Raw genomic sequence first — 22,679 nt, forward strand, 5'->3', positions numbered from 1 at the left:
GCGCTCAGGCGAAGGCCGAGCTTTTGCGAAGCACCTGATAGGCTTCGACCACGCGGACCAGCCTTTCTTCGAACTTGCGATCGCCGCCATTGCGATCTGGGTGATACCGGCGCACGAGCTCCGAATATCGGCGCCGCAGGCGCTGGCGATCCGTATCTAGCCCCAGCCCCATCGTGTCGAGGGCCTTGGCCTCTTCCTTCGAAAACCGGCCATCCATCGCCAAATCGGCCTGGCGCTTCGCCCGGCTCTTGATCCCCGATGCGCGCGCCGCGATCGCATCGAGCGGATCGTCGTAATCGGTCCAGCGCGGCATTCCGTCGACGCCCGCATTGGGCCGGAATGTCGGGCTCTCGGTCCTCCACCCGCTCGACGGGGCCTGCGCATGCAGGATTTCTTCCGCGCTCATCCCCTCGAACCAGTCATAGCCCGCGTTGAATTCGCGCACGTGATCGAGGCACATCCAGCGCCAGCCACCCGGCCCGTCGAAGCCGTGGCCGTGTCCGGGCGCGCGGAATTCTCCCGGCTCGCTGCAGGCCGGATGCTCGCACACCCGCCCGTCCGCCTCGTATCGTCCATGAAACTTTGTCTGCCGCATTCGGTTGAGAATGGGGATTGGGCACGCATATGCAAAGCCCGGATACAGGAGATCGAACGCATGGCCGAAACCGTCCAGCAGGAAATGGAGCGCTTGCTCACCGAAGCTTTCAGCCCGACCCGGCTCGAAGTGATCAACGACAGCGCCAAGCATAGCGGCCATATGGGCGACGACGGCAGCGGGGAATCGCATTTCACCGTCGCGATCGAAGCGCCGGCCTTCGCCGACAAAAGCCGCGTAGAGCGCCAGCGCATGGTCAACAAGGCGCTGGGCGACATTCCAGGCGAGCGCGTCCACGCGCTCGCCATTCAGGCTTCGGCCCCAACCCCATGAGCAGCGCTACCTTGAGCGACGAGACCAAGGCGCCGTACGATCTGTGGTATTGGCCCGGCATTCAGGGGCGCGGCGAATTCGTGCGGCTCTTCCTCGCCGCTGCCGACATTCGCTGGCGCGACCGGGCGCGCGATGCCGATGCGCAGGCGTTGGTCGAGGATATGGAAGAGCGCGCCGAAAACGGCTTCGCCCCCTATGCCCCGCCCTATCTCGTCGAGCGCGAGACAGATTTCGCCATCGCGCAGGTCGCCCATATCGTCACCTGGCTGAGCGAGAAGCATGGGCGCAGCACCGGCGATGCGGCGACCGACCTGCATCTCGTCCAGCTGCAATTGACCATCACCGACATCGTCGCCGAAGTGCATGACGTCCACCATCCGATTGCGGGAAGCCTCTATTACGACGACCAGAAGGACGCGGCTAAAATCGCGGCGGAGAAATTCCGCGAGGAACGCATTCCCAAATATTTCGACCATTTCGAACAAGCCTTGGGCGTGATGGACGGCCCCTTCATGGCGGGCGAGAGCTGGAGCCATGTCGATACCTCGCTGTTCCAGCTGATCGAGGGACTGCGCTACGCTTTTCCGCAGCGGATGAAGGCGATCGAGGCCGATTATCCACGCCTTTTCGCCTGCCGCGACGCAGTCGCCGAGATCGAAGGCGTCGCTCGCTATCTGGACAGCGAGCGCCGGATCGCCTTCAACGAGGACGGCATCTTCCGCCACTATCCGGAGCTCGATGCGGCATGAGCAATATCGTCCAGACCCTCACACCGACCACTCATGATCTGGGCCAATTCCAGGTGCGCCGCGTGCTTCCGTCGCGGGCGCGGAGCATGGTGGGTCCGTTCATCTTCGTCGACCAGTTCGGCCCCGCACAGCTCGACCTGGGATCGGGAATGGACGTGCGCCCGCACCCGCATATCGACCTCGCCACAGTGACCTGGCTGTTCGAAGGCGCGATCGACCATCGCGACAGTCTGGGCAGTTTTTCCACCATCCGCCCCGGCCAGGTCAATCTGATGACCGCCGGGCGCGGGATCGTGCATTCGGAGCGCTCCCCACAGGAAGAGCGCGATTCCGGGCCGAAGCTTTACGGCATGCAGACCTGGCTGGCCCTGCCCGATGGCCGCGAGGAAATCGATCCCGCGTTCGAAGCGATCAGCGACCTGCCCGTGATCGAAGACGGGCGCAGCAAGGCGATCGTGATCATGGGTGAATTATGGGGCGAACGGGCTGCAACCACCACTCACGCGGCCACGATCTACGCCGAAATCCTGCTGCAACCGGGCGGGGCGATCCCGATCGAAGACGAAGCGGACGAGCGTGCCGTAATGCTGGTCGGCGGCGAGGCGCGGATCGACGGTATCGCGCTGAAACGCTACGAATTGTCCGTGCTGAAGCCGGGCCGCGAAATGACGCTGGAAAGTGCCGGCGGAGCGCGGGTCATGCTGCTCGGCGGAGAAGCCTTCGCGACACGTCGTCATGCCTGGTGGAACTTCGTCAGTTCCAGCCGGGAGCGGATCGAACAGGCCAAGCAGGACTGGCGCGAAGGCCGCTTTCCGGCGGTTCCGGGCGATGCCGAGGAATTCATTCCGTTGCCCGAGGGCGCCCCCAAGACCGTGACCTATCCGTGAGGACGAATTTATGAGTTTCGACGACAAGACCGTGTGGATCACCGGCGCGAGCAGCGGCATCGGCGCGGCGCTGGCTCGCGACTGGGCCGGACGCGGGGCGCGACTGATCCTGTCGGGGCGCGACGAGGCGCGGCTTGGCGAGGTCGCCGAATCGCTCGACACGGAAACGCTCGTGCTTCCCTTCGACGTGCGCGACGAGGCTGCGATGCACCGGGCGAGCGAAGAAGCGGTGGCATGGCACGGCGTCGATATTTTCGTCGCCAATGCAGGGGTTTCCCAGCGCAGCCCTGCCGTCGATACCGACTTCAAGGTCTATCGCGACATCGTTGAAATCGACCTCCTCGCCCAGATCGCCGCGACCCAGGCCTTGCTGCCCCATCTGGTCGAGCGCGGATCGGGAAAGCTGGTCTTCATTTCCAGCATCGCAGGCAAGGTCGGCGTGCCGTTGCGGACCGCCTATTGCGCGGCCAAATTCGGCCTGATCGGCTATGCCGACGCGCTGCGAGCCGAATTGTCGCAGAGCGGTGTGGACGTCCATGTCGTGTGCCCGGGATCGGTTGCCACCGATGTCAGCCGCAATGCGCTGACGGCCCAAGGGGAACGGCGCGGCAAGAGCGACAAGGCGATCGACAACGGCATTCCGCCCGCCGACGCAGCGAAGCGGATCGTCGATGCGATCGAATTGAACCAACGCGAGATCATCGTCGCCGAGGGGATGGAAGAAGCGATGGGCGAGTTACGCCGCACGCCGGACCAATTGCTCGATCAGGTCGCCGCGATGGTAGCGAAGGGGTACATGGAGAAAATGCAGGGCGAGTGATTGCGTCCTAGGCGACCCACTCCACCCATTCCCCGTGCGGATGGGCGGTGGCGAGCTTCACCCAGGCATCGCCACCCGGCCAATACCGCACCCACAATTCGTGGCGGTGCGTATCGCGATTGGCCTCGAGCGAAATCCAAGCCAGTGGAGCCTCTTCGGTCGCCGAGGCGCCAGCCTCCACCATCTCCACTTCGATCCGCTCGCGCTCGTCCTGCGGCACGTATTGCCATACCACCGAGTGCACCAGCGCGCGCGTGACGCCGGGCTGCATCTCGCCCGAGAGCATGTCCGCGACGAATTCGCCGCCGCGCTGCCTTGCGATCTCGGGCGGGAAGCGGTTGGCCGCCTCGATCGCAGCGTCCATCCGCATGAACCGCGTGGTGAATTCGGGCCAGATATAGGCCTTGAGACGCAGGGCCTGATCCGGGTCCGTCAAATCGACCGGCGCCAAGTCGCACCCCTTGGCACCGACGATGTCGAAATCCACGTCGGGCGGGGGCACGCCGCGCCATTCGGGCTTCAATTGCATGCCTGAGGTCGCGGGCCCTAGGGTCACTCCGCCCAGGTCGAAGCGATAGCGGCGCATCATCAGGTTGATCCCTGCGCTGGAGCCTATCTCGAACAGGGAGAAATCTGCTGGCAATCCCTTGTCGGCAAGCCACAGCATCGCCGCAGCGTAGCCCCAACTGCGGCCCGCTTCGTTGGTTTGGGGCGGCCCGTCCAGCCATGGCAGCAGGAAGGCCTCGTTCCGCTCGATCGCATCGGCGATCAATGTGGTCGCATCGTTGGGGCTGAGCCCGTCGTAAATCGGGGCGAGCGCGGGTTCCTCCCCCGCAAGGTGCAAGGCGTGGAGCCCGCCGGCCAGACGCAGCGGCAGCGCATCGGCAAGCGGCGGACCGGCCCATTTGCGCACGCGCAGCATCACCGTGCCGCCGCGATCCGTCTCGATCAATTCGCGCAGGGCCTGATTGACGCTGGCAGTGATCGGCGCATCGTTGTCGCGGCAATAGGCCACCTGATTTTCGAAGGCGCGCTCGATTGCCTCCGGTCCGCGCGCCTGCGGATCGATCACTTTGTATTCCGCGTCGGCCATTCGTGTTGCCCTTTGTCCCACCGCTGCCTATCTGCCCGCACCATGCCGCAAAAGCTTACCTTCGCCGTGCCCAAAGGGCGCATCCTCGACGAGGCGCTGCCCGTTATGGCGCGCGCAGGCGTGGTGCCGGAAGACGCCTTCCACGACAAGGCGAACCGGTCGCTTACCTTCGCGACCACGCGGGAGGACATGCGCCTGATCCGCGTGCGCGCCTTCGATGTGGCGACCTTCGTCGCTCATGGCGCGGCGCAATTGGGCATCGTGGGATCGGACGTGATCGAGGAGTTCGACTATGCGGAGCTATACGCTCCGGTCGATCTCGATTTCGGCCATTGCCACCTCGCCGTAGCGGAACCGAAGAACGGCGCGCGCGACGTTTCGGGCGCGAGCCATCTTCGCGTCGCCACCAAATACCCCAACCTCACCCGCCGCCATTTCGAGCGTCAGGGTATTCAGGCCGAGTGCGTCAAACTGAACGGCGCCATGGAGATCGCGCCGGAACTTGGCCTTGCCGGGCGCATCGTGGACCTGGTCTCGACCGGCACCACCCTGCGCGAAAACGGCCTTGTCGAAACCAGCCGTATTCTCGACATCTCCGCCCGCCTGATCGTCAATCGTGCCGCGCTCAAGACCGACAGCCGCGTCGGCGCGCTGGTCGAAGCGTTCCGCGCCGATGCCGCGAAAAGGAAAGCCGCCTGATGCAATTCCTCACCCATGGAGAAGACGGCTTCGAGCGGGCGTTCGAACGCGTGGTGCGCGACCGGCGCGAAAGCGATGCCGATGTGGCGCGCGATGTCGGCCGCATCCTCAACGAAGTGCGCGAGCGGGGTGACAAGGCGCTGGTGGAATACACCATGCGCTTCGACGACCATCGCCTGACCGAGGATTCCGACTGGCGGATCACGGCGGAAGAATGCGCCGCGGCCCACGCCGCGCTGGACCCCGACCTGCGCGATGCGCTCCAGCTCGCCGCCGATCGCATCCGCGCCTATCACGAAGGCCAGCTGCCCCAGAACCGCGACTATACCGACGATATCGGGATGCGGATCGGCGCGCGCTGGAACGCAGTCGAGGCGGCAGGGCTTTACGTGCCCGGAGGCCGCGCGGCCTATCCCTCCTCGCTGCTGATGAACGCCATTCCCGCCAAGGTCGCGGGCGTCGACCGGCTGGTCGTGACGACGCCCACGCCCAAGGGCGAAAGCAATCCGCTGGTGCTCGCTGCGGCGCATATCGCCGGGGTGGACGAGATTTGGCGGGTCGGCGGGGCGCAGGCCGTGGCCGCACTCGCCTACGGGACGGACAGGATCGCCCGCGTCGACGTCGTGACCGGACCCGGCAATGCCTGGGTCGCGGAGGCCAAGCGCCAGCTCTACGGCGTGGTCGGCATCGACATGGTCGCGGGCCCAAGCGAAATCCTCGTCATCGCCGACAAGGACAACGATCCCGACTGGATCGCCGCCGATCTTTTGAGTCAGGCGGAACACGATCCCACCAGCCAGTCGATCCTCATCACCGACGATCGCAGCTTCGCGAAACTGGTCGAAGATGCAGTGGACCTGCAATTGATGAGCTTGCCGACTGCAAAGACCGCGCGAACGAGTTGGGAGGCGAACGGGTTGATCGTGGTGGTCGACACGCTCGACGATGCGATCCCGCTCGCCGATCGCCTCGCCGCCGAACACGTTCAGCTCGCCGTGGCCGATCCCGAACCGCTATTCGCGAAGCTGCGCCATGCGGGCAGCGTGTTCCTGGGGCGGACCACGCCAGAAGCCGTCGGCGATTACGTTGCCGGGCCAAATCACGTCCTTCCCACCGGGCGCCGCGCGCGCTTTGCCAGCGGATTGTCGGTGCTCGACTTCATGAAGCGCACCAGCTTCATCGACGCGAACCCCGAGGCACTCGCCGCGATCGGGCCGGCAGCCGTCGCGCTCGCCCATGCCGAGGGCCTGCCCGCCCACGCCAAATCCATCGAATTGAGACTGAAATGAGCCGCAACTCCCGCTCTCAGGCCCGCAGCGCCGCGCGCCTTGCCGCCGTCCAGGCGCTGTATCAGCGCCACATGGAAAAGACCCCGCTTCCCCGCCTGCTCGACGAATTCCATCAGCATCGGCTTGGACGAGAAATCGAAGGCGACGAATATGCCGATGCCGAGGTCGCCTTTTTCGACGATATCGTCGGCGGCGTGGACGCGCGGCGCGAGGAGATCGACGACAAGCTGACCGCGCGACTGGCGCAAGGGTGGACGCTCGCCCGGCTCGACAAGACCATGCTCCAGATCCTGCGCGCGGGCACATACGAACTGATCGCGCGCCCGGACATCAGCAAAGCCACCGCGATCAGCGAATATGTCGATGTGGCCAAGGCCTTCTTCGACGATCGCGAGGCGAAATTCGTTAACGGCGTGCTGGATGCGGTCGCCAAGGATGCCGGGCGCTGACGGAAGGCGATTTCATCGCCGCGCTCGGCTCGCTCGCCAGCCATCCGGCGGCGCGCGAGTTCAGGGACGACGCGGCGATCATCGCTGTCGGAGGCGAGCGCCTGATCTTCACGCACGATACGCTCGTCCAAGGTGTGCATGTTCGCGAAGGCGAAGATCCGGCGGATATCGCCTGGAAGCTTATCGCCGTGAATCTGTCCGATCTGGCGGCCAAGGGCGCGGAGCCGGTGGGTGTTCTCGTCGGCCACATGCTCGGCGAAGGCGATGACCGTTTCGTCGAAGGCCTAAGCCAGATACTTACCGAATACGACGTGCCCCTGCTTGGCGGAGACACAGTCCGCGCGGAGGGGCGCAGAGTGTGGGGCTGCACCGCGATCGGGCGCGCAACGTCGGACCCGGTGCCAGACCGGCGCGGCGCGCAGGTGGGCGATGCGGTCTATGTCACCGGCACCCTCGGGTGTGCCATGCTCGGCTTCGAGAGACCCGAAGGAGAGCACGATCTCGCCTATCGCCGCCCGCGCCCACGGCTGTGCGAAGGGCGCGCTCTCGCGCCGATCGTCACCGCGATGATGGACGTCTCCGACGGGTTGCTGCTCGATTGCTGGCGGCTGGCCGAAGCGAGCGGGACGCGCATCGAAGTCGACAGCTCAACAATACCCGTCGCCAATCCGACGCGCCGCGACGAGTGCCTGCGCTGGGGCGACGATTACGAATTGCTGTTCACCGCGCCCGCCGATGTCGAGCTTCCGATCGCAGCCAGCCGGATCGGCACGGTCGTGGCGGAGGGGGCGGCCCTCATCCTCGACGGAAAGGCGCTCTCCCGCTCCGACGGGCTCGGCTACAGCCATTAGGAAAATTGCGCGGCGCGGGCCCGACGACGCATAAAAGCCCGCGCGATTGCGCCTTGCCACGCAATCCTCCCCGCTTATACCTTTCCCCTATGTGCACCGGCGTTCCCTCGCCGGGAGACACGATAAAAACAAATGTGGGAGGGGAACTTGGAACTCATTTGGATAGCCATCGTGCTTGGCCTGCTCGCGGTCGTGTACGGTTTCGTCACCAGCCGACAGGTGCTGGCATCGGGGACGGGCAATGCCCGTATGCAGGAAATCGCCGCCGCAATTCAGGAAGGCGCGCAAGCCTATCTGAAGCGGCAATATATCACGATCGCCTTCGTCGGCGTGGTCGTAGCCATTCTCGTCGGCGTGTTTCTGGGCGCGATCCCGGCGGTCGGCTTCGTTATCGGAGCGATTCTGTCGGGCGTGGCGGGCTTTATCGGGATGAATATCTCGGTCCGCTCCAACGTCCGCACTGCCGCCGCCGCGCAAAGCGGGCTGCAACAGGGCCTCACCCTCGCCTTCCGTGCGGGCGCGATCACCGGCATGTTGGTGGCGGGCCTCGCCCTCCTCGCGATCGCGGTGTTCTTCTGGTATCTCGTCGGTCCGGCGGGCTATGCCGCGAACGACCGTGCGGTGATCGATGGGCTGGTCGGCCTTGCCTTCGGCGCTTCGCTGATCTCGATCTTCGCGCGCCTTGGCGGCGGAATCTTCACCAAGGCCGCCGATGTCGGCGCCGACCTCGTTGGCAAGGTCGAGGCCGGTATCCCGGAGGACGATCCCCGCAACCCCGCCGTCATCGCGGACAATGTCGGCGACAATGTGGGCGATTGCGCAGGCATGGCCGCCGATCTGTTCGAAACATACGTCGTCACGGTGGGCGCCACCATGGTCCTGACCGCGCTGCTGTTCGGCGAGCGGCTGGGCGATGCGCTGCTGCCGATGATGGCCCTGCCGCTGCTCATCGGGGGTGCCTGCATCCTCACCAGCATCATCGGCACCTATTTCGTGAAGCTCGGCAAGAGCCAGAACGTGATGGGCGCGATGTACAAGGGCTTCACCGTCACCGCCGTGCTTTCGATCCCGCTGATCTGGCTGGTCATGAATTACGCACTGGGCGGGATGGACGCCGTCATCGGGGCGGAGGCAACCGGAGTCGATCCGGGCGCGCCGTTGGCCGAAGAGGGAGTCACCGAACAGGTCGTGACGCTGACCGGCTGGGCGCTGTTCTGGTGCTCGGTCATCGGGCTCGCCATCACCGGGCTCATCATCTGGATCACCGAATATTACACCGGCACCAATTACCGCCCGGTGAAATCGATCGCCAAGGCTTCGGAAACGGGCCACGGCACCAATGTGATCCAGGGCCTGGCCATCAGCCTGGAATCGACCGCGCTGCCCACTCTGCTGATCGTGGCGGGGATCATCTCCACCTTCCAGCTCGCCGGCCTGATGGGCATCGCCTATGCGGCCACCGCGATGTTGGCGCTGGCGGGCATGGTCGTGGCGCTCGACGCATACGGGCCGGTAACGGACAATGCCGGGGGCATCGCCGAAATGGCGGGCCTCGACGACAGCGTGCGTGAGAAGACCGACCTGCTCGATGCAGTGGGCAACACGACCAAGGCGGTGACCAAGGGGTATGCGATCGGATCGGCGGGCCTTGCCGCCCTAGTCCTGTTCGCCGCCTACACCACCGATCTGGCCGAGTTCTTCCCGAATGCTGACGTCGATTTCAGCCTCGAGAACCCATACGTCATCGTCGGGCTGCTGCTCGGCGCGCTATTGCCCTATCTGTTCGGGGCGATGGGGATGACCGCCGTGGGCCGCGCGGCGGGCGACGTGGTCAAGGACGTGCGCGAACAGTTCGCGGGCGATTCCGGCATCATGGCGGGCACCAGCAAGCCCGACTACGCCCGCACGGTGGACCTGGTGACGAAGGCCGCGATCAAGGAGATGATCGTGCCCTCGATGCTGCCGGTGCTTGCCCCGATCGTGGTCTATTTCGTGATCACGCTGATCGCGGGCCAGGAAAACGGCTTCGCGGCTCTGGGCGCCCTGCTGCTCGGCGTGATCGTGGGCGGCCTGTTCGTCGCGCTGTCGATGACGGCAGGCGGCGGCGCGTGGGACAATGCCAAGAAATACATCGAGGACGGCAATCACGGCGGCAAGGGCTCTGAAGCCCACAAGGCCGCAGTGACGGGCGATACGGTCGGCGATCCATACAAGGATACGGCCGGTCCGGCAGTCAATCCGATGATCAAGATCACCAACATCGTCGCTCTGCTTTTGCTGGCAGCCTTGGCTGCCGGCTGATCGTCTCAATTCGCAGTGAAAGCGAACCCCGTCGGAAGCGATTCCGGCGGGGTTTTTCCTTGCAAGAGGTCCTCGTATCCGTATTATTTCGCTCCGGAGCGGGGCCTTTAAGAAAAACATTGTGTTTGTTTCAGTTCGCCCCGTGGCAGCGCCTTTGTTGGCGCGCCTTGGACAAGACGGATTTCGACTGGAGGGACGCATATGACTATTTTTGGAAAAGCCGCACGACGGGGTTCTAGCCGCCTCGCCATGGCGCTCGCGATCGGGGCGCTGGGTACTGTAGGCATCGCGAATTCGGCACCGGCGGTGGCGCAGGCCGCTGCGCAGGAACACAAGCGCATGCCGATTTCGGAGATCGGCACCCTGCCGAATACGCAGCAGGTTCGCATTTCGCCCGAAGGCAATCGCCTCGCGATGACCATCAACAATGACGGTCAGGAAGTCTACGCGGTCCTCAATCTGGATGAAGCAAATCCGACGCCGAAGATCTTCGCTTCGTCCGGCGAATTCATGGAAGCCGGGGATCGTACCGTGGGCTTCTATCGCTGGATCGGGAACGATCATATCGTCTTCCAGCTGGTCAGCCGCGAAAATTTCGGCGGCCAGCGGGGCGACATGGCGCGCCTCGTGTCGTTCAACGTAAACACTGGCAAGATGGAACCGCTGGTCTGGCGGGACAGTGGCGGTAATGCCAGCACCATCCTCCATGTCGATCATTCGACCGGCAAGTTCCTGCTCGAACGACAGAATCTGAGCTACGATAGCGGCGCGGACCGGAATCGCCCCGAAGTGGTCGAAGTCGATGTCGCGACCGGCAAGTTCCAGCGCGTGCAGCGCCCCAACCTCGCCGTTTACGGCTGGTTCGCTGATGGCGACGGCAACATCCGCGGCGGATCGAGCTATGATGGCGATACCGGACAGGACCGGCTGCTGTACCGTTCCGATGGCAGCGAAAACTTCAAGACTGTCCAGAAGGTGAAGGACGAGGACTTCACCGGAGCCGGGATCAGTCCCTCGATCTTCCTCGACGAACCGGACATGGCGATCGCGACCAGCAATCACGACGGTTTCACCAAGGTCTACAAGGTCAACATGCAGACCATGGAAATCGTGGAGGAAATCTTCGGTGTCGAAGGCTACGATGTCGGCGGCACGAGCGCGAACAAGGACGGGAACGCCCTCGGAAGCGTTTCGTATGTGACTGATCGCAGCCGCGTCAAATATTTCGACCCGCAGCTGAAGGCCGTGCAGGAGCAGATCCTCGACGATTCCTTTGGCAAGGATAACGCCCGCATCATTTCGACCAGCGAAGACATGACCAAGCTGGTCATCTATGTCGCGGAAACCAATCAGGCCGGTGGATTCTACTATTACGATATCCAGTCGGGCGATTTCCGCCAGATCGGCTGGTCGAACAACGTTCTGAAGGATGCAAAGCTCAACCCGGTGGAAATGGTGCGCTATCGGGCGAGCGACGGCGAAATGATCGAAGCGGCGGTGACCATGCCGCGCCATCGGATGGGCCAGAAGAACCTGCCGGTCGTGATGATCACGCACGGCGGACCGTTCGGCCCTCGCGACAATGCCGAGTTCGAACCCTGGGCGCAGGCGATGGCGGAACAGGGCTATGTCGTGGTGCAGCCGAACTATCGTGGCTCGGGCGGCTATGGTAGCGAATGGATCAAGAAGGGCCGTGACGATGGGTTCGGCCTGCGTATGCAGGACGATCTCAACGACGCGATCACCCACCTTGCACAGCAGGGCGTGGTGGACGCGAACCGCGCCTGCATGATGGGCTGGTCCTATGGCGGCTATGCCTCGGCTCGTGCGGCCCAGCGCGATCCCGACAAGTGGAACTGCACGATCGCCGGCGCTGGCGTCTACGATCTCGGCCTGATGCGGCGTTACGACGTTGGATATCTCGGCAAGTTCGGCTCGAACTATCTGGCAAAGGGTGCGGCAGATCTCGATTCCGTCAGCCCCGCGAAGAACGCATCGGGTGACTGGGCGCCGATCCTGATCGTCCATGGCGTGCGCGACGCGCGCGTTCCGGTCGAACAGGCCCGCACGCTCGTCAGCGCGCTCAAGAGTGCGGGCAAGCAGGAAGGCAAGGATTTCGTGTATCTCGAACAGCCGAAGAACACGCATAACCTTCCCTACGACTATACTCGCATTGAATGGCTGGGGGCGGCTGCGGCCTGGCTGGAAAAGCACAATCCGGCCTATGTGTCGTCCGATCCCGATTTCGCATCGAAACCGGCTCTGGACGCTTCGGCGGTCAAGATGGCCAAGGAGTTGGACATCACGATCTGACCTGAGCCGTTCGAACTATCTTCGTAAGGGAGCGGCGGGCCGAGCGTCCGCCGCTCCCTTATTAGTTCGGCAAGGTTCGGCCTCCAGCTTTAAGCAAGTTTAAGCGCTTGGGCTGCTAAGGGCTTTGCAACTTCCATGCGGGGAGGGAGCATGGGATAGCAATGACGCAAGTCGATCGACCGGGGGCCGGCAAATGGCGAAGCGAAGGGCGCGGTGCACCGGCGCTCGGCGCGGTTAGGCATCTGGAGAATGGCTTTTCCGCCCTGCCCTGGCCCGAATGCCAAGGGCAGGCCTTTATCGAACAATGGAAGGAATTGGGGCGGACCTCTGTCTCTCCCAACCCGTTCAACGAAGACTGGTTCATCCTTTCCGGCCTGCGCGCGTTCGATCCTGAAGGCCGTGTCAGGCTCGCGACGCTGGTCAGCGGCGGCCGGCTCGTTGGCCTGTTGCCGATCCTCGCTGCACGTACATATCATGCGCGGCCCCTCCCGCATCTCGCAGGCTGGCAGCACGCCAACAGCTTCTGCGGCGAACCGCTGATCCGTGCCGGTTTCGAAGATGAATTCTGGACCGCGCTGCTTGCATGGGCCGACGCGCGAAGCGGCTTGTCGACCTTTCTGCATCTTGGCGGATGCCCTGCGGCCAGTCCCGCCCTCGCCGCTCTGAATTCGGTCTGCGCGCGGACGAACCGCGCGTCTTCCATCGTGCATCGCGAAGAACGAGCGGTGCTGCACCATGGCCCGTCCCCCGAAGCGCATCTCGCCGCTGCCGCCAGCAAGAAACGTCGCAAGGATTGGGCACGCCGCCGCCGACGGCTCGAGGAAGAGGGCGAACTCCAATTCAGTTGTCGCGACGATGCAGAAGGCCTGGAAAGCTGGATCGACGAATTTCTCCGGCTGGAACGGGCCGGATGGAAAGGCGATGAAGGATCGGCCCTTGCCAGCGACCCCCGGACCGAGGCCATGTTCCGCGCCAGCCTGACCGGTGCCGCCGGGGCCGGGCGTCTCCAGCGCCTCGCCTTTCATCTCGATGGCCGGCCCGTGGTGATGCTCGCCAATTTCCTGGCACCCCCGCACGCCTTCAGCTTCAAGACCGCTTATGACGAAGACCTCGCTCGCTTTTCGCCCGGCGTCTTGCTTCAACTCGAAAACCTTGCCCTTCTCGATCGCGACGACATCGCGCTGACCGATAGCTGCGCCGCGCCCGATCATCCCATGATCGATCACATCTGGCGCGACCGCCGGGAAATCGTCAAAGTCTCGATCCCGATCGGCGGCCGCCTGCGCAGGACAATAGGTTCCGTTCTGACTTCTATCGAGGCACGCCGCCTGGAGAAATGCCGATGACCGTTCACGACATGTCGCTTGCGCAGACCTTTCCGCGTTCCGCCCGCGAAACCTTTGCACGGAATTATCCGGAAACGCCGCACAAGCTGACGCACAGCTTGACCGCCGATGCGCGCCTGTCGCTCGAAGGGCTCGCATCGCTCGCGGAAAGCCTTCCCGAAACGTCGATCGAATATAATCGCGGCGATCTTCCGGTCGGCATCGATGGGAAGCCGGGCGGGACAGGACTTTCGATCGGCGAGACCATACGCCGCATCGCCTCAAGCAATAGCTGGGCGGTGCTGAAGAATATCGAACAGGTCGCCGAATATCGATCGCTGCTGATGGAATTGCTGGAGCAGTTGCGGCCCCAGATCGAATCGGCAACCGGTGAGTTGCTTACCCCCCAGGCATTCGTCTTCATTTCCAGTCCGAACGCGGTCACGCCCTATCACTTCGATCCGGAGCACAATATCTTGCTCCAGCTGACCGGCAATAAGGCCATGACGCAATTTCCCGCAGGCGATCCGCGCTACGCCCCGGACCGCGTGCACGAAAGCTATCACCTGGGCGGTCCGCGCGAATTGCCGTGGGCCGAAGACCTGCTCGAAGGCGGCACCGAATTTTCGCTGGCGCCCGGCGAAGCGCTCTACGTGCCCGTGATGGCGCCACATTTCGTCCGCAACGGTCCGGAAAGCTCCGTCTCGCTCTCCGTTACCTGGCGTTCGGAATGGAGCTATGGGGAATCGGACGCGCGCTGTTTCAACGGGATCGCGCGGCGCTATGGCTTCAATCTCCGCGCGCCGAAACGCTGGCCGCATGCGAACCGTACGAAGTCCTTTTCCTATCGCGCCTATCGCCGCCTGTTCGGCGCGGGTTGACCGAAGCGAATCGGGGCGCGTAGGCGCGAGAGGTGACCGACCCTGCCCCAGACTCCTCGCCCCAGGCCCTGAACGACAGCCTCGTCCGTCTCCTCACTGTCGAGCGATCGGGCAAGACGGACCATTTCGACGGACCGTGCCAGCCCGGTGGCGTGGGGCGGGTCTTTGGCGGGCAGGTCATCGCACAGGCGTTACAGGCCGCGCAGGCGTGTGCGCCTGACGGGTTCGAAGCGCATTCGCTGCACGCCTATTTTCTGCGAGGCGGGATCGAAGGCAGTCCGCTTGGCTACGATGTTTCCGCCGACTTCACCGGTCGCAGCTTCGCCAATCGCAGAGTGATCGCCAGCCAGCAGCGCGATGGTGCGTCCAAACCCATCCTCAATTTCACGGCCAGCTTCCAGCGTCCGCAGGATGGGCTCGAGCATCAGGACGCGGCGATGCCCGACGTCCCGGCGCCCGAGGATCTGCGACCCGATAGCGAGATGCGGGCGGAAATGCTGGAGAAGATGGGCGATCGGATGAGCGAAAGCCAGCGCGCGCTGATGCTTCGCCCGCGCCCGATCGAAATGCGGACCAGTGACAAGCTGCATTGGATGAACAGCGAGCCGCGCGCGCCCCTGAACCATAGCTGGTTCCGCGCCGTAGGCACTCTGCCCCCGATCGAGGAGAACCGCGCTCTGCACCGGGCGGTGATCGCCTATGCCAGCGATTTTACGCTACTGGGGACATGCGTCCTTCCGCATGGGCTAAGCTGGATGCGCGGCGAATTGGTAGGCGCCAGTCTCGACCACGCGATCTGGTTCCATCGTCCGGCGCGGGCCGACGAGTGGCTGCTTTACGTCACCGACAGCCCTTGGAGCGGCGGGAATCGTGGCTTCAACCGGGGGCGAATCTTCGACCGTGAGGGAAACCTGGTGGCAAGCGTCGCGCAGGAAGGAATGGTGCGGAAACGCGAGCGATAGCGGCGAACGTCACCGCCGCAAGCGTCTAGCGTTCAATGAAAAAGGGCCCCCATCTGGGAGCCCTTCTTGAAAATTTTCGTAAAGACTACCGGTTTTTGCCGAACAGCCAATCCCAGAAACTAAACATCGTTGTTCCCCTTCTGCAGTTGCAGGAGAACAATGCGTTAACCATGTTTGTTTGTCAATCGTTAACCAAGTTGTCTTCGGCCATCAGCTCCTTCGCCCTTAGATTTCAGTAACTTGATCAGATCTTTCGGCGGTATTGGTCGGGACAAAAAATAGCCCTGGGCGCGGTCACAACCCAGTTTCTTAAGCAGCTCGAGGGTCGCATTGTCCTCGATTCCCTCGGCCACGGAGATCATACCGGCATCGCGGGCCAGAGAGATCAGACTGGCTGTGATCGCTCGGGCCTTGGAAGACTGCCGCAGACCGCCGATAAACAGCCGGTCGATCTTGATTTCGTCGAAAGGCAGCTCGTAGATCGTCTGGAGATTCGCAGTCTCGATACCGAAATCATCTATTGAGAAACGAAGGCCGAGTTGCTTGATCCGATCGATCGTACGTCTTGCCACGTCGAAATTATCGATCCTGGCAGTTTCGGTCAGCTCGATCGTGATGCCGCTGGGGTCGATCGCGCGCGGGACGAGCTGACGCTCGATCAGATCGGCGATTGCCTCGTCGGCGAGCTGAATGGCAGAGATATTGATCGAAACTTCAGGCGCGCGCGCATTCACGGCCATCGCTTCGACCGCATCGAGCGTCTTGGAAAGGATGCGCTCGGTCAATTCATCCAATCTACCGACCCTCTCGCACTGGCCGATAAACCGCTCAGGAGGGATCTGTCCCTGTTCGTTATCGAACCACCGCGCAAGGGATTCGGCGGCGACAATAGTGCCGCTCTTCAGATCGAATTGGGGCTGCAGGGCGATATCGATCCGATCGTGCGACAGCGCCTGCTCGAGACGTGTCTGCAGGGAATGATCCCAATCCTCACCATCGGACTGAAAGTCGCTGATCATGAACACGGGTCGATAGGCTTCGCGTGCCCGATCCGCTCCAGCAATCGCCGAACTAAGGCGGTTCGATACGATTCGGTCGACATCCTGATCGACGCCCAAGGTCATGGAAACGTCGAACAATCTTGCACCGACTTCGACCGATTGCGTCGCGATCGCACGCAGCCCGCGCAGATGCGCTTCCAAGTCTTCGAATTGCGCGGCCTTCAGACCGAATGCGAAGTATTTTCCGCCATCGTAATAGATGGTGCTACCGCTCTGACCGAAGGCTAGACGATCGGCGATCTGGCGAAGATAGCGTTGCTGTTCGCTCGGACTCAGAGTTGTGAAAACGGAATCGAGACGTGCCACCTTGGCCACGATGATGGCGAGTTGCGGTGCGACGGCATCGCCTCCCAGATCCCGATGCAGAGCCACGAAATTCGGCAAATTGCTGCGCGGCTCGATCAGCAGATGGCGGCGCTTGTACCGTGCAAGAGCTCTCAGTCCGCCATAGATCGCTAGCAGGGCGACGGAATCCGAGAACTCAGCACGAAAACCGACATTACCGGTCACGACGATAGCGACCAAAGTAATGATGACGATGGCCCCATAGGCCTGCTTACGCCTTAAAGCACGAACACGGCTGATTACGCTCACGAGCAGCAAAGAGAAGATGGCAATCACAAGAACATGCCAGTGAATGATCGTGCCGCTACTTTGATTATACGTTTCGGCGGCTAAAATATGGATCAGTCCGGAAGGCGCGATGCCGAAAGCGGGAATTCGAAGATCGCGCTGCGAGCCGATTACGACTTTGGCGCCAGACGGGATCTTCAACTCCGCTGCATTTCCGGCCATCAATTGCGCGCTATCGAAGCGCGCGATATCGTTCACGCGGATCGTATAATCAGGAGCGATGATCTTCCGAGACGGGGACCCTGACTTGGTCAATCGCGTCCAGAGGGAAGGTAACCTCCCTCCATTCTGATCGACTGAGGATTCCACCGCCCAGACGAAATCCATGAAATCGGCCTCAAGGTAGTTACTGAGGACCGGTATTTCATTTTCGAAATAGGCATCGCTGCGCGTTTCTACTGCGCTTGGGAGCCCCTCTGGACTTTCATTCAGTGTAAGAAAAACGCGTTCACGATTTCGCGACAGCTCATTGCGCAACTCCCGGTCGACATCTGGGGAATTGCTCCGCCGGAGTGGAACATTGACTGCGATAAGCTGGGCATCGGCGCGCTCGAACGCCTGAAGGGTAGCGAGGATCTGTCGGTTCAGCGAAGCCGCGATCTCGGGATCGGTATCGCCTCGCGGTTGCAGATCGACATACACCAAATCGCTCGCAACCGGCTTTTCGAACATCTTGGTCTGAAGCGACCAGATCGTCATGTCGATTGGTGCCAGAAAGCGCAGAGATGCCATCATCAGCACCAGCACCAAGGCGATGGCCGCGTGTTGGAGCCTTTCGGAGGCAAAGAGAGGACGGGTCCGGGTTTTCAAGGGTTCTTTCCAGTCCCCCTGCCCCTAATCCAACGTCGTAAATAACCCGTTTAAGCCATAACGGATGTTATTCGGCTTCCCCCGCTGCCAGGCTAGAAAACCTAACCGCCCGCATGGTAAAAATCATAGATCTGCCGGGCCACGCCCTCGCTGATTCCCGGGGCGCGCTGAAGGTCTTCGAGCGCAGCGGCCCTGACTTTCCCGGCAGTGCCGAAATGCAACAAAAGCGCACGCTTACGGGCCGGGCCGATACCGGGAATCTCGTCCAGCGGGCTGGCCGTGATCGCCCGGCTGCGCTTGGCGCGATGAGCGCCGATGGCGTAGCGATGCACCTCGTCGCGAAGGGTCTGGAGATAGAACAGCAATGGTGAATTGACCGGTAAGGTTTTTTCGCGCCCATCGGGAAAATGGAAGACTTCACGGCCCTCGCGCCCGTGATGCGGCCCCTTGGCGATGGCGATCAGCGGCACGCGTTCGATCCCCATTTCTTCCAGCGTATCGCGCACGCTGGACATCTGGCCCTTGCCGCCGTCGATCAGGACGAGATCGGGCCAGACGGTTTCGTGGCTGCCCTTCTTCCCTTCCTCACCTTCGGGGTGTTCGGATAGATTCCGAAAGCGGCGCCCCATCACTTCGCGCATCATTCCGAAATCGTCATTGGTCTGCGCGCTCTTGATGTTGAACTTGCGATACTGGCCCTTCTCGAACCCTTCGGGCGAGGCGACCACCATCGCGCCGACCGCCTTCGATCCCTGGATGTGGCTGTTGTCGTAGACCTCAATGCGCTGCGGCACTTCGTCCAATTCGAGGAATTCGGCGAGTTCGCGCAGGATCTTGGCCTTGGTCCCGCTTTCCGCCAGCCGCCGCTCCAGCGCCTCGACCGCATTGCGGGTGGCCTGCTGCATCAGCTTGCGCCGATCGCCACGCTGGGGGATCGAGATGGCGACAACGTGTCCCGCCTTTTCGGCCAGCGCCTCGGCGATCAGATCCTGTTCGGGCAATTCCCGATCGACGAGGATCGTGCGCGGCGGCGGCACTTCCTCGTAGAACTGGAGCAGGACGTCGGCGAGCACTTCGGCTTCTTCCACGTCGCCGGTGTTCTTCGGAAAGATCGCCCGGTGGCCCCAATTCTGGCCGCCCCGGATGAAGAAGGCCTGGACCCCCATCTGTCCGCCCTTGGCCGACAGTGCGAACACGTCCGCATCGCCCACGCCGCTGGCATTGATCGCCTGGCTGCCCTGGATGAAGGTCGCCGCGCGCAACCGATCGCGCAGGATCGCCGCCGTCTCGAAATCCAGGTCCTGCGCAGCTTTGGCCATCTGTTTCTCGATGCTCGCCTGCACCGCACCCGACTTGCCGCCGAGGAAGTCCTTCGCCTCGCGCATCAGGCTGGCATAGCCCTCCTGATCGATCCGCCCTACGCAGGGCGCGGAGCAGCGCTTGATCTGATACAGCAGACAGGGCCGATCGCGGTTCGAAAAGAAACTGTCTGTGCAACTGCGCAGCAGAAACAGCTTCTGCAACGCGTTCAACGTCTTGTTGACCGATCCGGCGCTGGCAAAGGGACCGTAATAATCGCCCTTCGCGCGGCGGGCGCCGCGATGCTTCTGGATGCGCGGAAAGGCGTGATCGGCGCGCAGGAGGATGAAGGGGAAGCTCTTATCGTCGCGCAGCAGGACGTTGAAGGGCGGGCGATAGCGCTTGATCAGCTGCGCTTCCAGGAGCAGCGCCTCGGCCTCCGAATTGGTGACCACGATCTCCATCGCGCGGCACTGGCTGACCATCCGCTTGAGCCGGTTCGAGAGCCCTTTGACCTGCGCGTAATTCGCCACTCGCGCCTTCAGGCTGCGCGCCTTGCCGACATACAGGACATCGCCGCGCGTATCGAGCATGCGATAGACGCCGGGGCGCGGTTTCAACGTCTTCACCGTGTCGCGAATGACCCCCACGCCTGTCTCCAGATCGGGCTGAGCGCTGGCGACGGTATAGGTCGCGCGTTCCTCGTTGAAACGCCCGCTGCCTCGGGGATCGTGGGGAGAACCGGCTTTCGTTCGCGACATGGCGCGGGAGATAGTGCGCGCGTACGTTTTTCTCAAACTCTTGTGCGCGCCCGAGAGCGCTTGTCTAACACCCTGTTTCACGCCATCCGGCGGCGATGGACGTCCTTCCCACCAGCAATGCTTCCGCACCACCGCGCACGATCGGCTTCTGGGGCACCGCCCTGTTCCCGATCAACGGCATGATCGGCGCGGGCATTTTCGCTCTGCCCGCCGTGCTGGCGGCGGGTGTCGGCAGCTTCGCGCCCTGGCTGATGCTGCTGGGCGGAATCGCCTTCATGCCTCTGGCGCTGTGTTACGCCTGGCTGGCGGGTAAGTTCGAGAACAGCGGCGGGCCGGTCCTTTACGGAGAGGCCGCCTTCGGTCGCTTCGTCGGCTTTCAGTCCGGCTGGGCGCGCTATGCCAGCGCCATCGTGACCGCCGCGGCGAATACCAGCGTCATGGTCGCCTATATGGCGGCGCTGTGGCCCGCCATGGCCGATCCGGTGATCGAGATGGGCGCCATCGCCACGATCCTTGGCATCATCACTGCAGTCAACCTGGTGGGCATGAGCCGGGCAGTCGGCGCGCTGGGTGTGATGACGGTGATCAAGGTCGTACCGCTCATTGCGCTCGTCGTCTCCGCGCTGTTCGCGGGCGATCCGGCGATCGGCTTCGCCCTGCCCGAATTCAGCGCAGTGGAAACGGTCGTGCTGCTGACCTTCTACGCCTTCATGGGGTTCGAAGCGGTGGTGGAACCGGCTGGCGAGATGCGCGAACCACGCCGGGACATTCCGCGCGCCATCGTGACCATGGTGGCGGGCGTCACCGCGCTCTACATGGCAGTGATCTGGGCCTATCTCGCGATTGCTCCTGCCGTCGCCAACGAGGAGAACGCGCTGGCCGGGGCCGCGCTGGAAACGATGGGACAGGTCGGATCGCTCGCCATCGTCGTCGCCGCAGCGTTCAGCATCGGGGCGAACAATTTCAACGGCGCCACCACCCAGCCCCGCATTCTCTACGGCATGGCGCAGCGGGGCATGCTGCCGCGCTGGTTCATGGGCGTATCGAAGCGATACGGTACGCCCGCAAACGCTATCCTGTTCACAGGCGGCGCGTCGATCGCATTCGGCATGTGGGAAGGGTTCGCCGTGCTGGCCGTGGCGGGCACGCTGATCCGGCTTGTTACGTATTCGATCTGCGCAGCGGCCCTGCCGATGATCGAACACCGCGAGGGGCGGATAAACCCCGTGCACGCCGTCTGCGCCCTGCTGGCGATATTGGTCAGCCTCTACGTCGCGCTTCAGGTCGATACGCAGACGGTGCTGGTATTTGCAGGCCTGATCGTCCTCGGCACCGTGTTCTACTTCGTCGCGGGACGACAGGACGCGAAGACCAGCCTTCCGGTCGGATGATGACCGAGAACTTCGATGCGATAATCCTGGGTGCGGGTGCTGCCGGCCTGATGGCGGCGGCCCGCGCCGGGCAGCGCGGGCGGCGTGTCGCAGTGCTGGAACGCGCGGACCGACCGGGCAAGAAAATCCTGATTTCGGGCGGCGGGCGCTGCAATTTCACCAATCTGGGCGCGGGCCCTGCAAACTATCTGTCCGCCAACCCGCATTTCGCCAAGTCGGCGCTGGCCCGCTATACCGCGCGCGATTTCCTCGATCTGGTCGAACGCTACGCGATCGCGTGGCATGAAAAGACGCTCGGCCAGTTGTTCTGCGACGGGTCGGCGCAGCAGATCGTCGACATGCTGCTGGAAGAGTGCGCGAAAGGCGGTGTAACGATCCGATGTGGGCAGAACGTGACGGCGGTTTCGCGTGATGATGATCGCTTCACGGTCGAGACCGATGATGGGTCGATTGCCGCTCCTGCCTTGGTCATCGCCACCGGGGGCCCTTCGATCCCCAAGATGGGTGCGACGGGATTCGCTTACGATCTGGCGCGGCAGTTCGGGCTGAAGATCGTGGAGCCGCGCCCCGCCCTCGTCCCGCTGACGCTGGGCGGCGAGGAAGTGCTGTTCCGCGAAATTTCGGGCGTTTCCGCGCCGGTCGTGGCGAAAGCGGGCAAGGCCAGTTTCCCCGAAGCGGCCCTGTTCACGCATCGCGGGCTGTCCGGCCCGGCCATTCTGCAGGCCAGCTCCTATTGGAAGCCCGGCGACACCGTGACGGTCGATTTCCTGCCTGATCGGGAGCCCGGCTGGCTGTTGGCGCTGAAGCGTGAGAGCCCGCGCATTACTTTGCGGACCGTGCTGCGCGAACGCCTTCCCCAGCGCCTCGCCGATATCCTGGCCGAGCGGATCGACATCGCCAGCGAGCTTGGCAACGCCCCCGACAAAAAGCTGGCCGATGCGGAACGACGCCTGTCGGCATGGACCTTCACGCCCAATGGCAGCGAGGGATACGCCAAGGCGGAAGTGACGGTTGGCGGGATCGCCACGAGCGAGCTTTCCTCCAAGACCATGGAAGCGCGCCGCGTTTCCGGCCTTTATGCCGTGGGCGAAGCGGTCGATGTCACCGGCTGGCTCGGTGGCTACAATTTTCAGTGGGCCTGGGCGAGCGGGAAGGCCGCAGGCGAGGCGATCTAGGC

General features: G+C 63.1%; 19 protein-coding genes. 15 read left to right on the forward strand and 4 right to left on the reverse strand.

The features are described from left to right. Positions 1-4 precede the first annotated feature (4 nt). Complete coding sequence (locus tag J7347_RS06260) at positions 5-595, reverse strand: J domain-containing protein (RefSeq protein WP_209161357.1); 591 nt, start codon at positions 593-595, stop codon at positions 5-7. Positions 596-655: 60 nt separating this feature from the next. On the opposite strand from J7347_RS06260, the gene J7347_RS06265 reads away from it, so the two are divergent. Genes J7347_RS06265 through J7347_RS06280 form a run of 4 tightly spaced genes read left to right on the forward strand, consistent with a single transcriptional unit; the run spans position 656 to position 3,384 of the window. Continuing rightward, on the forward strand, positions 656-928 hold the full coding sequence (locus J7347_RS06265; RefSeq protein WP_067681995.1) for a BolA family protein: 273 nt from the start codon (positions 656-658) through the stop codon (positions 926-928). After that, positions 925-1,677, forward strand: a complete 753-nt coding sequence (locus J7347_RS06270) for a glutathione S-transferase (RefSeq protein ID WP_209161358.1) — start codon at positions 925-927, stop codon at positions 1,675-1,677. Before J7347_RS06265 ends, J7347_RS06270 begins: the two co-directional genes overlap by 4 nt. Beyond that, positions 1,674-2,564 (forward strand): pirin family protein, encoded by an 891-nt coding sequence (locus J7347_RS06275; protein WP_209161359.1) that lies wholly within the window; start codon positions 1,674-1,676, stop codon positions 2,562-2,564. The genes J7347_RS06270 and J7347_RS06275 overlap by 4 nt, the downstream gene beginning before the upstream one ends. Before the next feature lie 10 nt (positions 2,565-2,574). Further along, a complete protein-coding gene (locus tag J7347_RS06280) occupies positions 2,575-3,384 on the forward strand; it encodes an SDR family NAD(P)-dependent oxidoreductase (protein WP_209161360.1) in 810 nt (269 codons plus the stop codon). Positions 3,385-3,391: 7 nt separating this feature from the next. Here the strand turns inward: J7347_RS06280 and J7347_RS06285 are convergent, their stop codons facing one another. Next, positions 3,392-4,477 carry a DUF2332 domain-containing protein gene (locus J7347_RS06285; RefSeq protein ID WP_209161361.1) on the reverse strand — a complete coding sequence of 362 codons (1,086 nt, stop codon included), beginning with the start codon at positions 4,475-4,477 and terminating at the stop codon, positions 3,392-3,394. Between the two features lie 42 nt (positions 4,478-4,519). Between J7347_RS06285 and hisG the strand changes: the two genes are divergently transcribed. The 9 genes from hisG to J7347_RS06330 all read left to right on the forward strand — a co-directional run bounded on the left by hisG (position 4,520) and on the right by J7347_RS06330 (position 15,547). Continuing rightward, positions 4,520-5,176: an ATP phosphoribosyltransferase gene (gene hisG / locus J7347_RS06290; RefSeq protein WP_209161362.1), complete on the forward strand. Its 657-nt coding sequence runs from the start codon at positions 4,520-4,522 to the stop codon at positions 5,174-5,176. Beyond that, complete coding sequence (hisD, locus tag J7347_RS06295; protein ID WP_209161363.1) at positions 5,176-6,465, forward strand: histidinol dehydrogenase; 1,290 nt, start codon at positions 5,176-5,178, stop codon at positions 6,463-6,465. Before hisG ends, hisD begins: the two co-directional genes overlap by 1 nt. Beyond that, positions 6,462-6,914 carry a transcription antitermination factor NusB gene (gene nusB / locus J7347_RS06300; protein ID WP_067682007.1) on the forward strand — a complete coding sequence of 151 codons (453 nt, stop codon included), beginning with the start codon at positions 6,462-6,464 and terminating at the stop codon, positions 6,912-6,914. The genes hisD and nusB overlap by 4 nt, the downstream gene beginning before the upstream one ends. After that, positions 6,911-7,765: a thiamine-phosphate kinase gene (gene thiL, locus J7347_RS06305; RefSeq protein ID WP_209161712.1), complete on the forward strand. Its 855-nt coding sequence runs from the start codon at positions 6,911-6,913 to the stop codon at positions 7,763-7,765. The genes nusB and thiL overlap by 4 nt, the downstream gene beginning before the upstream one ends. A 147-nt stretch (positions 7,766-7,912) precedes the next feature. Next, positions 7,913-10,066, forward strand: a complete 2,154-nt coding sequence (locus J7347_RS06310; protein ID WP_067682128.1) for a sodium-translocating pyrophosphatase — start codon at positions 7,913-7,915, stop codon at positions 10,064-10,066. 249 nt (positions 10,067-10,315) lie between these two features. After that, the gene (locus J7347_RS06315; RefSeq protein ID WP_209161364.1) at positions 10,316-12,379 is read left to right on the forward strand and encodes an alpha/beta fold hydrolase; all 2,064 of its coding nucleotides are present in this window, start codon (positions 10,316-10,318) and stop codon (positions 12,377-12,379) included. A 161-nt stretch (positions 12,380-12,540) separates the two neighbouring features. Next, a complete protein-coding gene (locus J7347_RS06320) occupies positions 12,541-13,725 on the forward strand; it encodes a GNAT family N-acetyltransferase (RefSeq protein ID WP_209161365.1) in 1,185 nt (394 codons plus the stop codon). Further along, the gene (locus J7347_RS06325; RefSeq protein ID WP_209161366.1) at positions 13,716-14,585 is read left to right on the forward strand and encodes a cupin-like domain-containing protein; all 870 of its coding nucleotides are present in this window, start codon (positions 13,716-13,718) and stop codon (positions 14,583-14,585) included. The genes J7347_RS06320 and J7347_RS06325 overlap by 10 nt, the downstream gene beginning before the upstream one ends. Before the next feature lie 32 nt (positions 14,586-14,617). Continuing rightward, complete coding sequence (locus tag J7347_RS06330; protein ID WP_209161367.1) at positions 14,618-15,547, forward strand: acyl-CoA thioesterase domain-containing protein; 930 nt, start codon at positions 14,618-14,620, stop codon at positions 15,545-15,547. Positions 15,548-15,735: 188 nt separating this feature from the next. On the opposite strand, the gene J7347_RS06335 is transcribed toward J7347_RS06330, so the two are convergent. Both J7347_RS06335 and uvrC read right to left on the reverse strand, forming a co-directional pair. Further along, positions 15,736-18,051 (reverse strand): EAL domain-containing protein, encoded by a 2,316-nt coding sequence (locus J7347_RS06335; RefSeq protein ID WP_209161368.1) that lies wholly within the window; start codon positions 18,049-18,051, stop codon positions 15,736-15,738. A 101-nt stretch (positions 18,052-18,152) separates the two neighbouring features. Further along, positions 18,153-20,111: an excinuclease ABC subunit UvrC gene (uvrC, locus tag J7347_RS06340; protein ID WP_209161369.1), complete on the reverse strand. Its 1,959-nt coding sequence runs from the start codon at positions 20,109-20,111 to the stop codon at positions 18,153-18,155. A 95-nt stretch (positions 20,112-20,206) separates the two neighbouring features. Here uvrC and J7347_RS06345 point away from each other — a divergent pair, with 95 nt between their 5' ends. Both J7347_RS06345 and J7347_RS06350 read left to right on the forward strand, forming a co-directional pair. Beyond that, positions 20,207-21,502: an APC family permease gene (locus J7347_RS06345; RefSeq protein ID WP_209161370.1), complete on the forward strand. Its 1,296-nt coding sequence runs from the start codon at positions 20,207-20,209 to the stop codon at positions 21,500-21,502. Next, positions 21,502-22,677, forward strand: coding sequence for an NAD(P)/FAD-dependent oxidoreductase (locus J7347_RS06350; protein WP_067682140.1), 1,176 nt, complete (start codon positions 21,502-21,504; stop codon positions 22,675-22,677). Before J7347_RS06345 ends, J7347_RS06350 begins: the two co-directional genes overlap by 1 nt. Positions 22,678-22,679 lie beyond the last annotated feature (2 nt).

This window comes from Erythrobacter sp. A6_0, assembly GCF_017744235.1.
In the GTDB taxonomy this organism is placed as follows: Bacteria; Pseudomonadota; Alphaproteobacteria; order Sphingomonadales; family Sphingomonadaceae; genus Qipengyuania.

What these genes read in the sequence shown, in the direction of transcription:
- nusB (WP_067682007.1), top strand. Translation starts at nt 6,462, where the DNA reads ATGAGCCGCAACTCCCGCTCTCAGGCCCGCAGCGCCGCGCGCCTTGCC.
- J7347_RS06325 (WP_209161366.1), top strand. Translation starts at nt 13,716, where the DNA reads ATGCCGATGACCGTTCACGACATGTCGCTTGCGCAGACCTTTCCGCGT.
- J7347_RS06315 (WP_209161364.1), top strand. Translation starts at nt 10,316, where the DNA reads ATGGCGCTCGCGATCGGGGCGCTGGGTACTGTAGGCATCGCGAATTCG.
- uvrC (WP_209161369.1), bottom strand. Translation starts at nt 20,111, where the DNA reads ATGTCGCGAACGAAAGCCGGTTCTCCCCACGATCCCCGAGGCAGCGGG.
- J7347_RS06265 (WP_067681995.1), top strand. Translation starts at nt 656, where the DNA reads ATGGCCGAAACCGTCCAGCAGGAAATGGAGCGCTTGCTCACCGAAGCT.
- J7347_RS06345 (WP_209161370.1), top strand. Translation starts at nt 20,207, where the DNA reads ATGGACGTCCTTCCCACCAGCAATGCTTCCGCACCACCGCGCACGATC.
- J7347_RS06280 (WP_209161360.1), top strand. Translation starts at nt 2,575, where the DNA reads ATGAGTTTCGACGACAAGACCGTGTGGATCACCGGCGCGAGCAGCGGC.
- J7347_RS06285 (WP_209161361.1), bottom strand. Translation starts at nt 4,477, where the DNA reads ATGGCCGACGCGGAATACAAAGTGATCGATCCGCAGGCGCGCGGACCG.
- hisG (WP_209161362.1), top strand. Translation starts at nt 4,520, where the DNA reads ATGCCGCAAAAGCTTACCTTCGCCGTGCCCAAAGGGCGCATCCTCGAC.
- hisD (WP_209161363.1), top strand. Translation starts at nt 5,176, where the DNA reads ATGCAATTCCTCACCCATGGAGAAGACGGCTTCGAGCGGGCGTTCGAA.
- J7347_RS06350 (WP_067682140.1), top strand. Translation starts at nt 21,502, where the DNA reads ATGACCGAGAACTTCGATGCGATAATCCTGGGTGCGGGTGCTGCCGGC.
- J7347_RS06260 (WP_209161357.1), bottom strand. Translation starts at nt 595, where the DNA reads ATGCGGCAGACAAAGTTTCATGGACGATACGAGGCGGACGGGCGGGTG.
- J7347_RS06320 (WP_209161365.1), top strand. Translation starts at nt 12,541, where the DNA reads ATGACGCAAGTCGATCGACCGGGGGCCGGCAAATGGCGAAGCGAAGGG.
- J7347_RS06270 (WP_209161358.1), top strand. Translation starts at nt 925, where the DNA reads ATGAGCAGCGCTACCTTGAGCGACGAGACCAAGGCGCCGTACGATCTG.
- J7347_RS06275 (WP_209161359.1), top strand. Translation starts at nt 1,674, where the DNA reads ATGAGCAATATCGTCCAGACCCTCACACCGACCACTCATGATCTGGGC.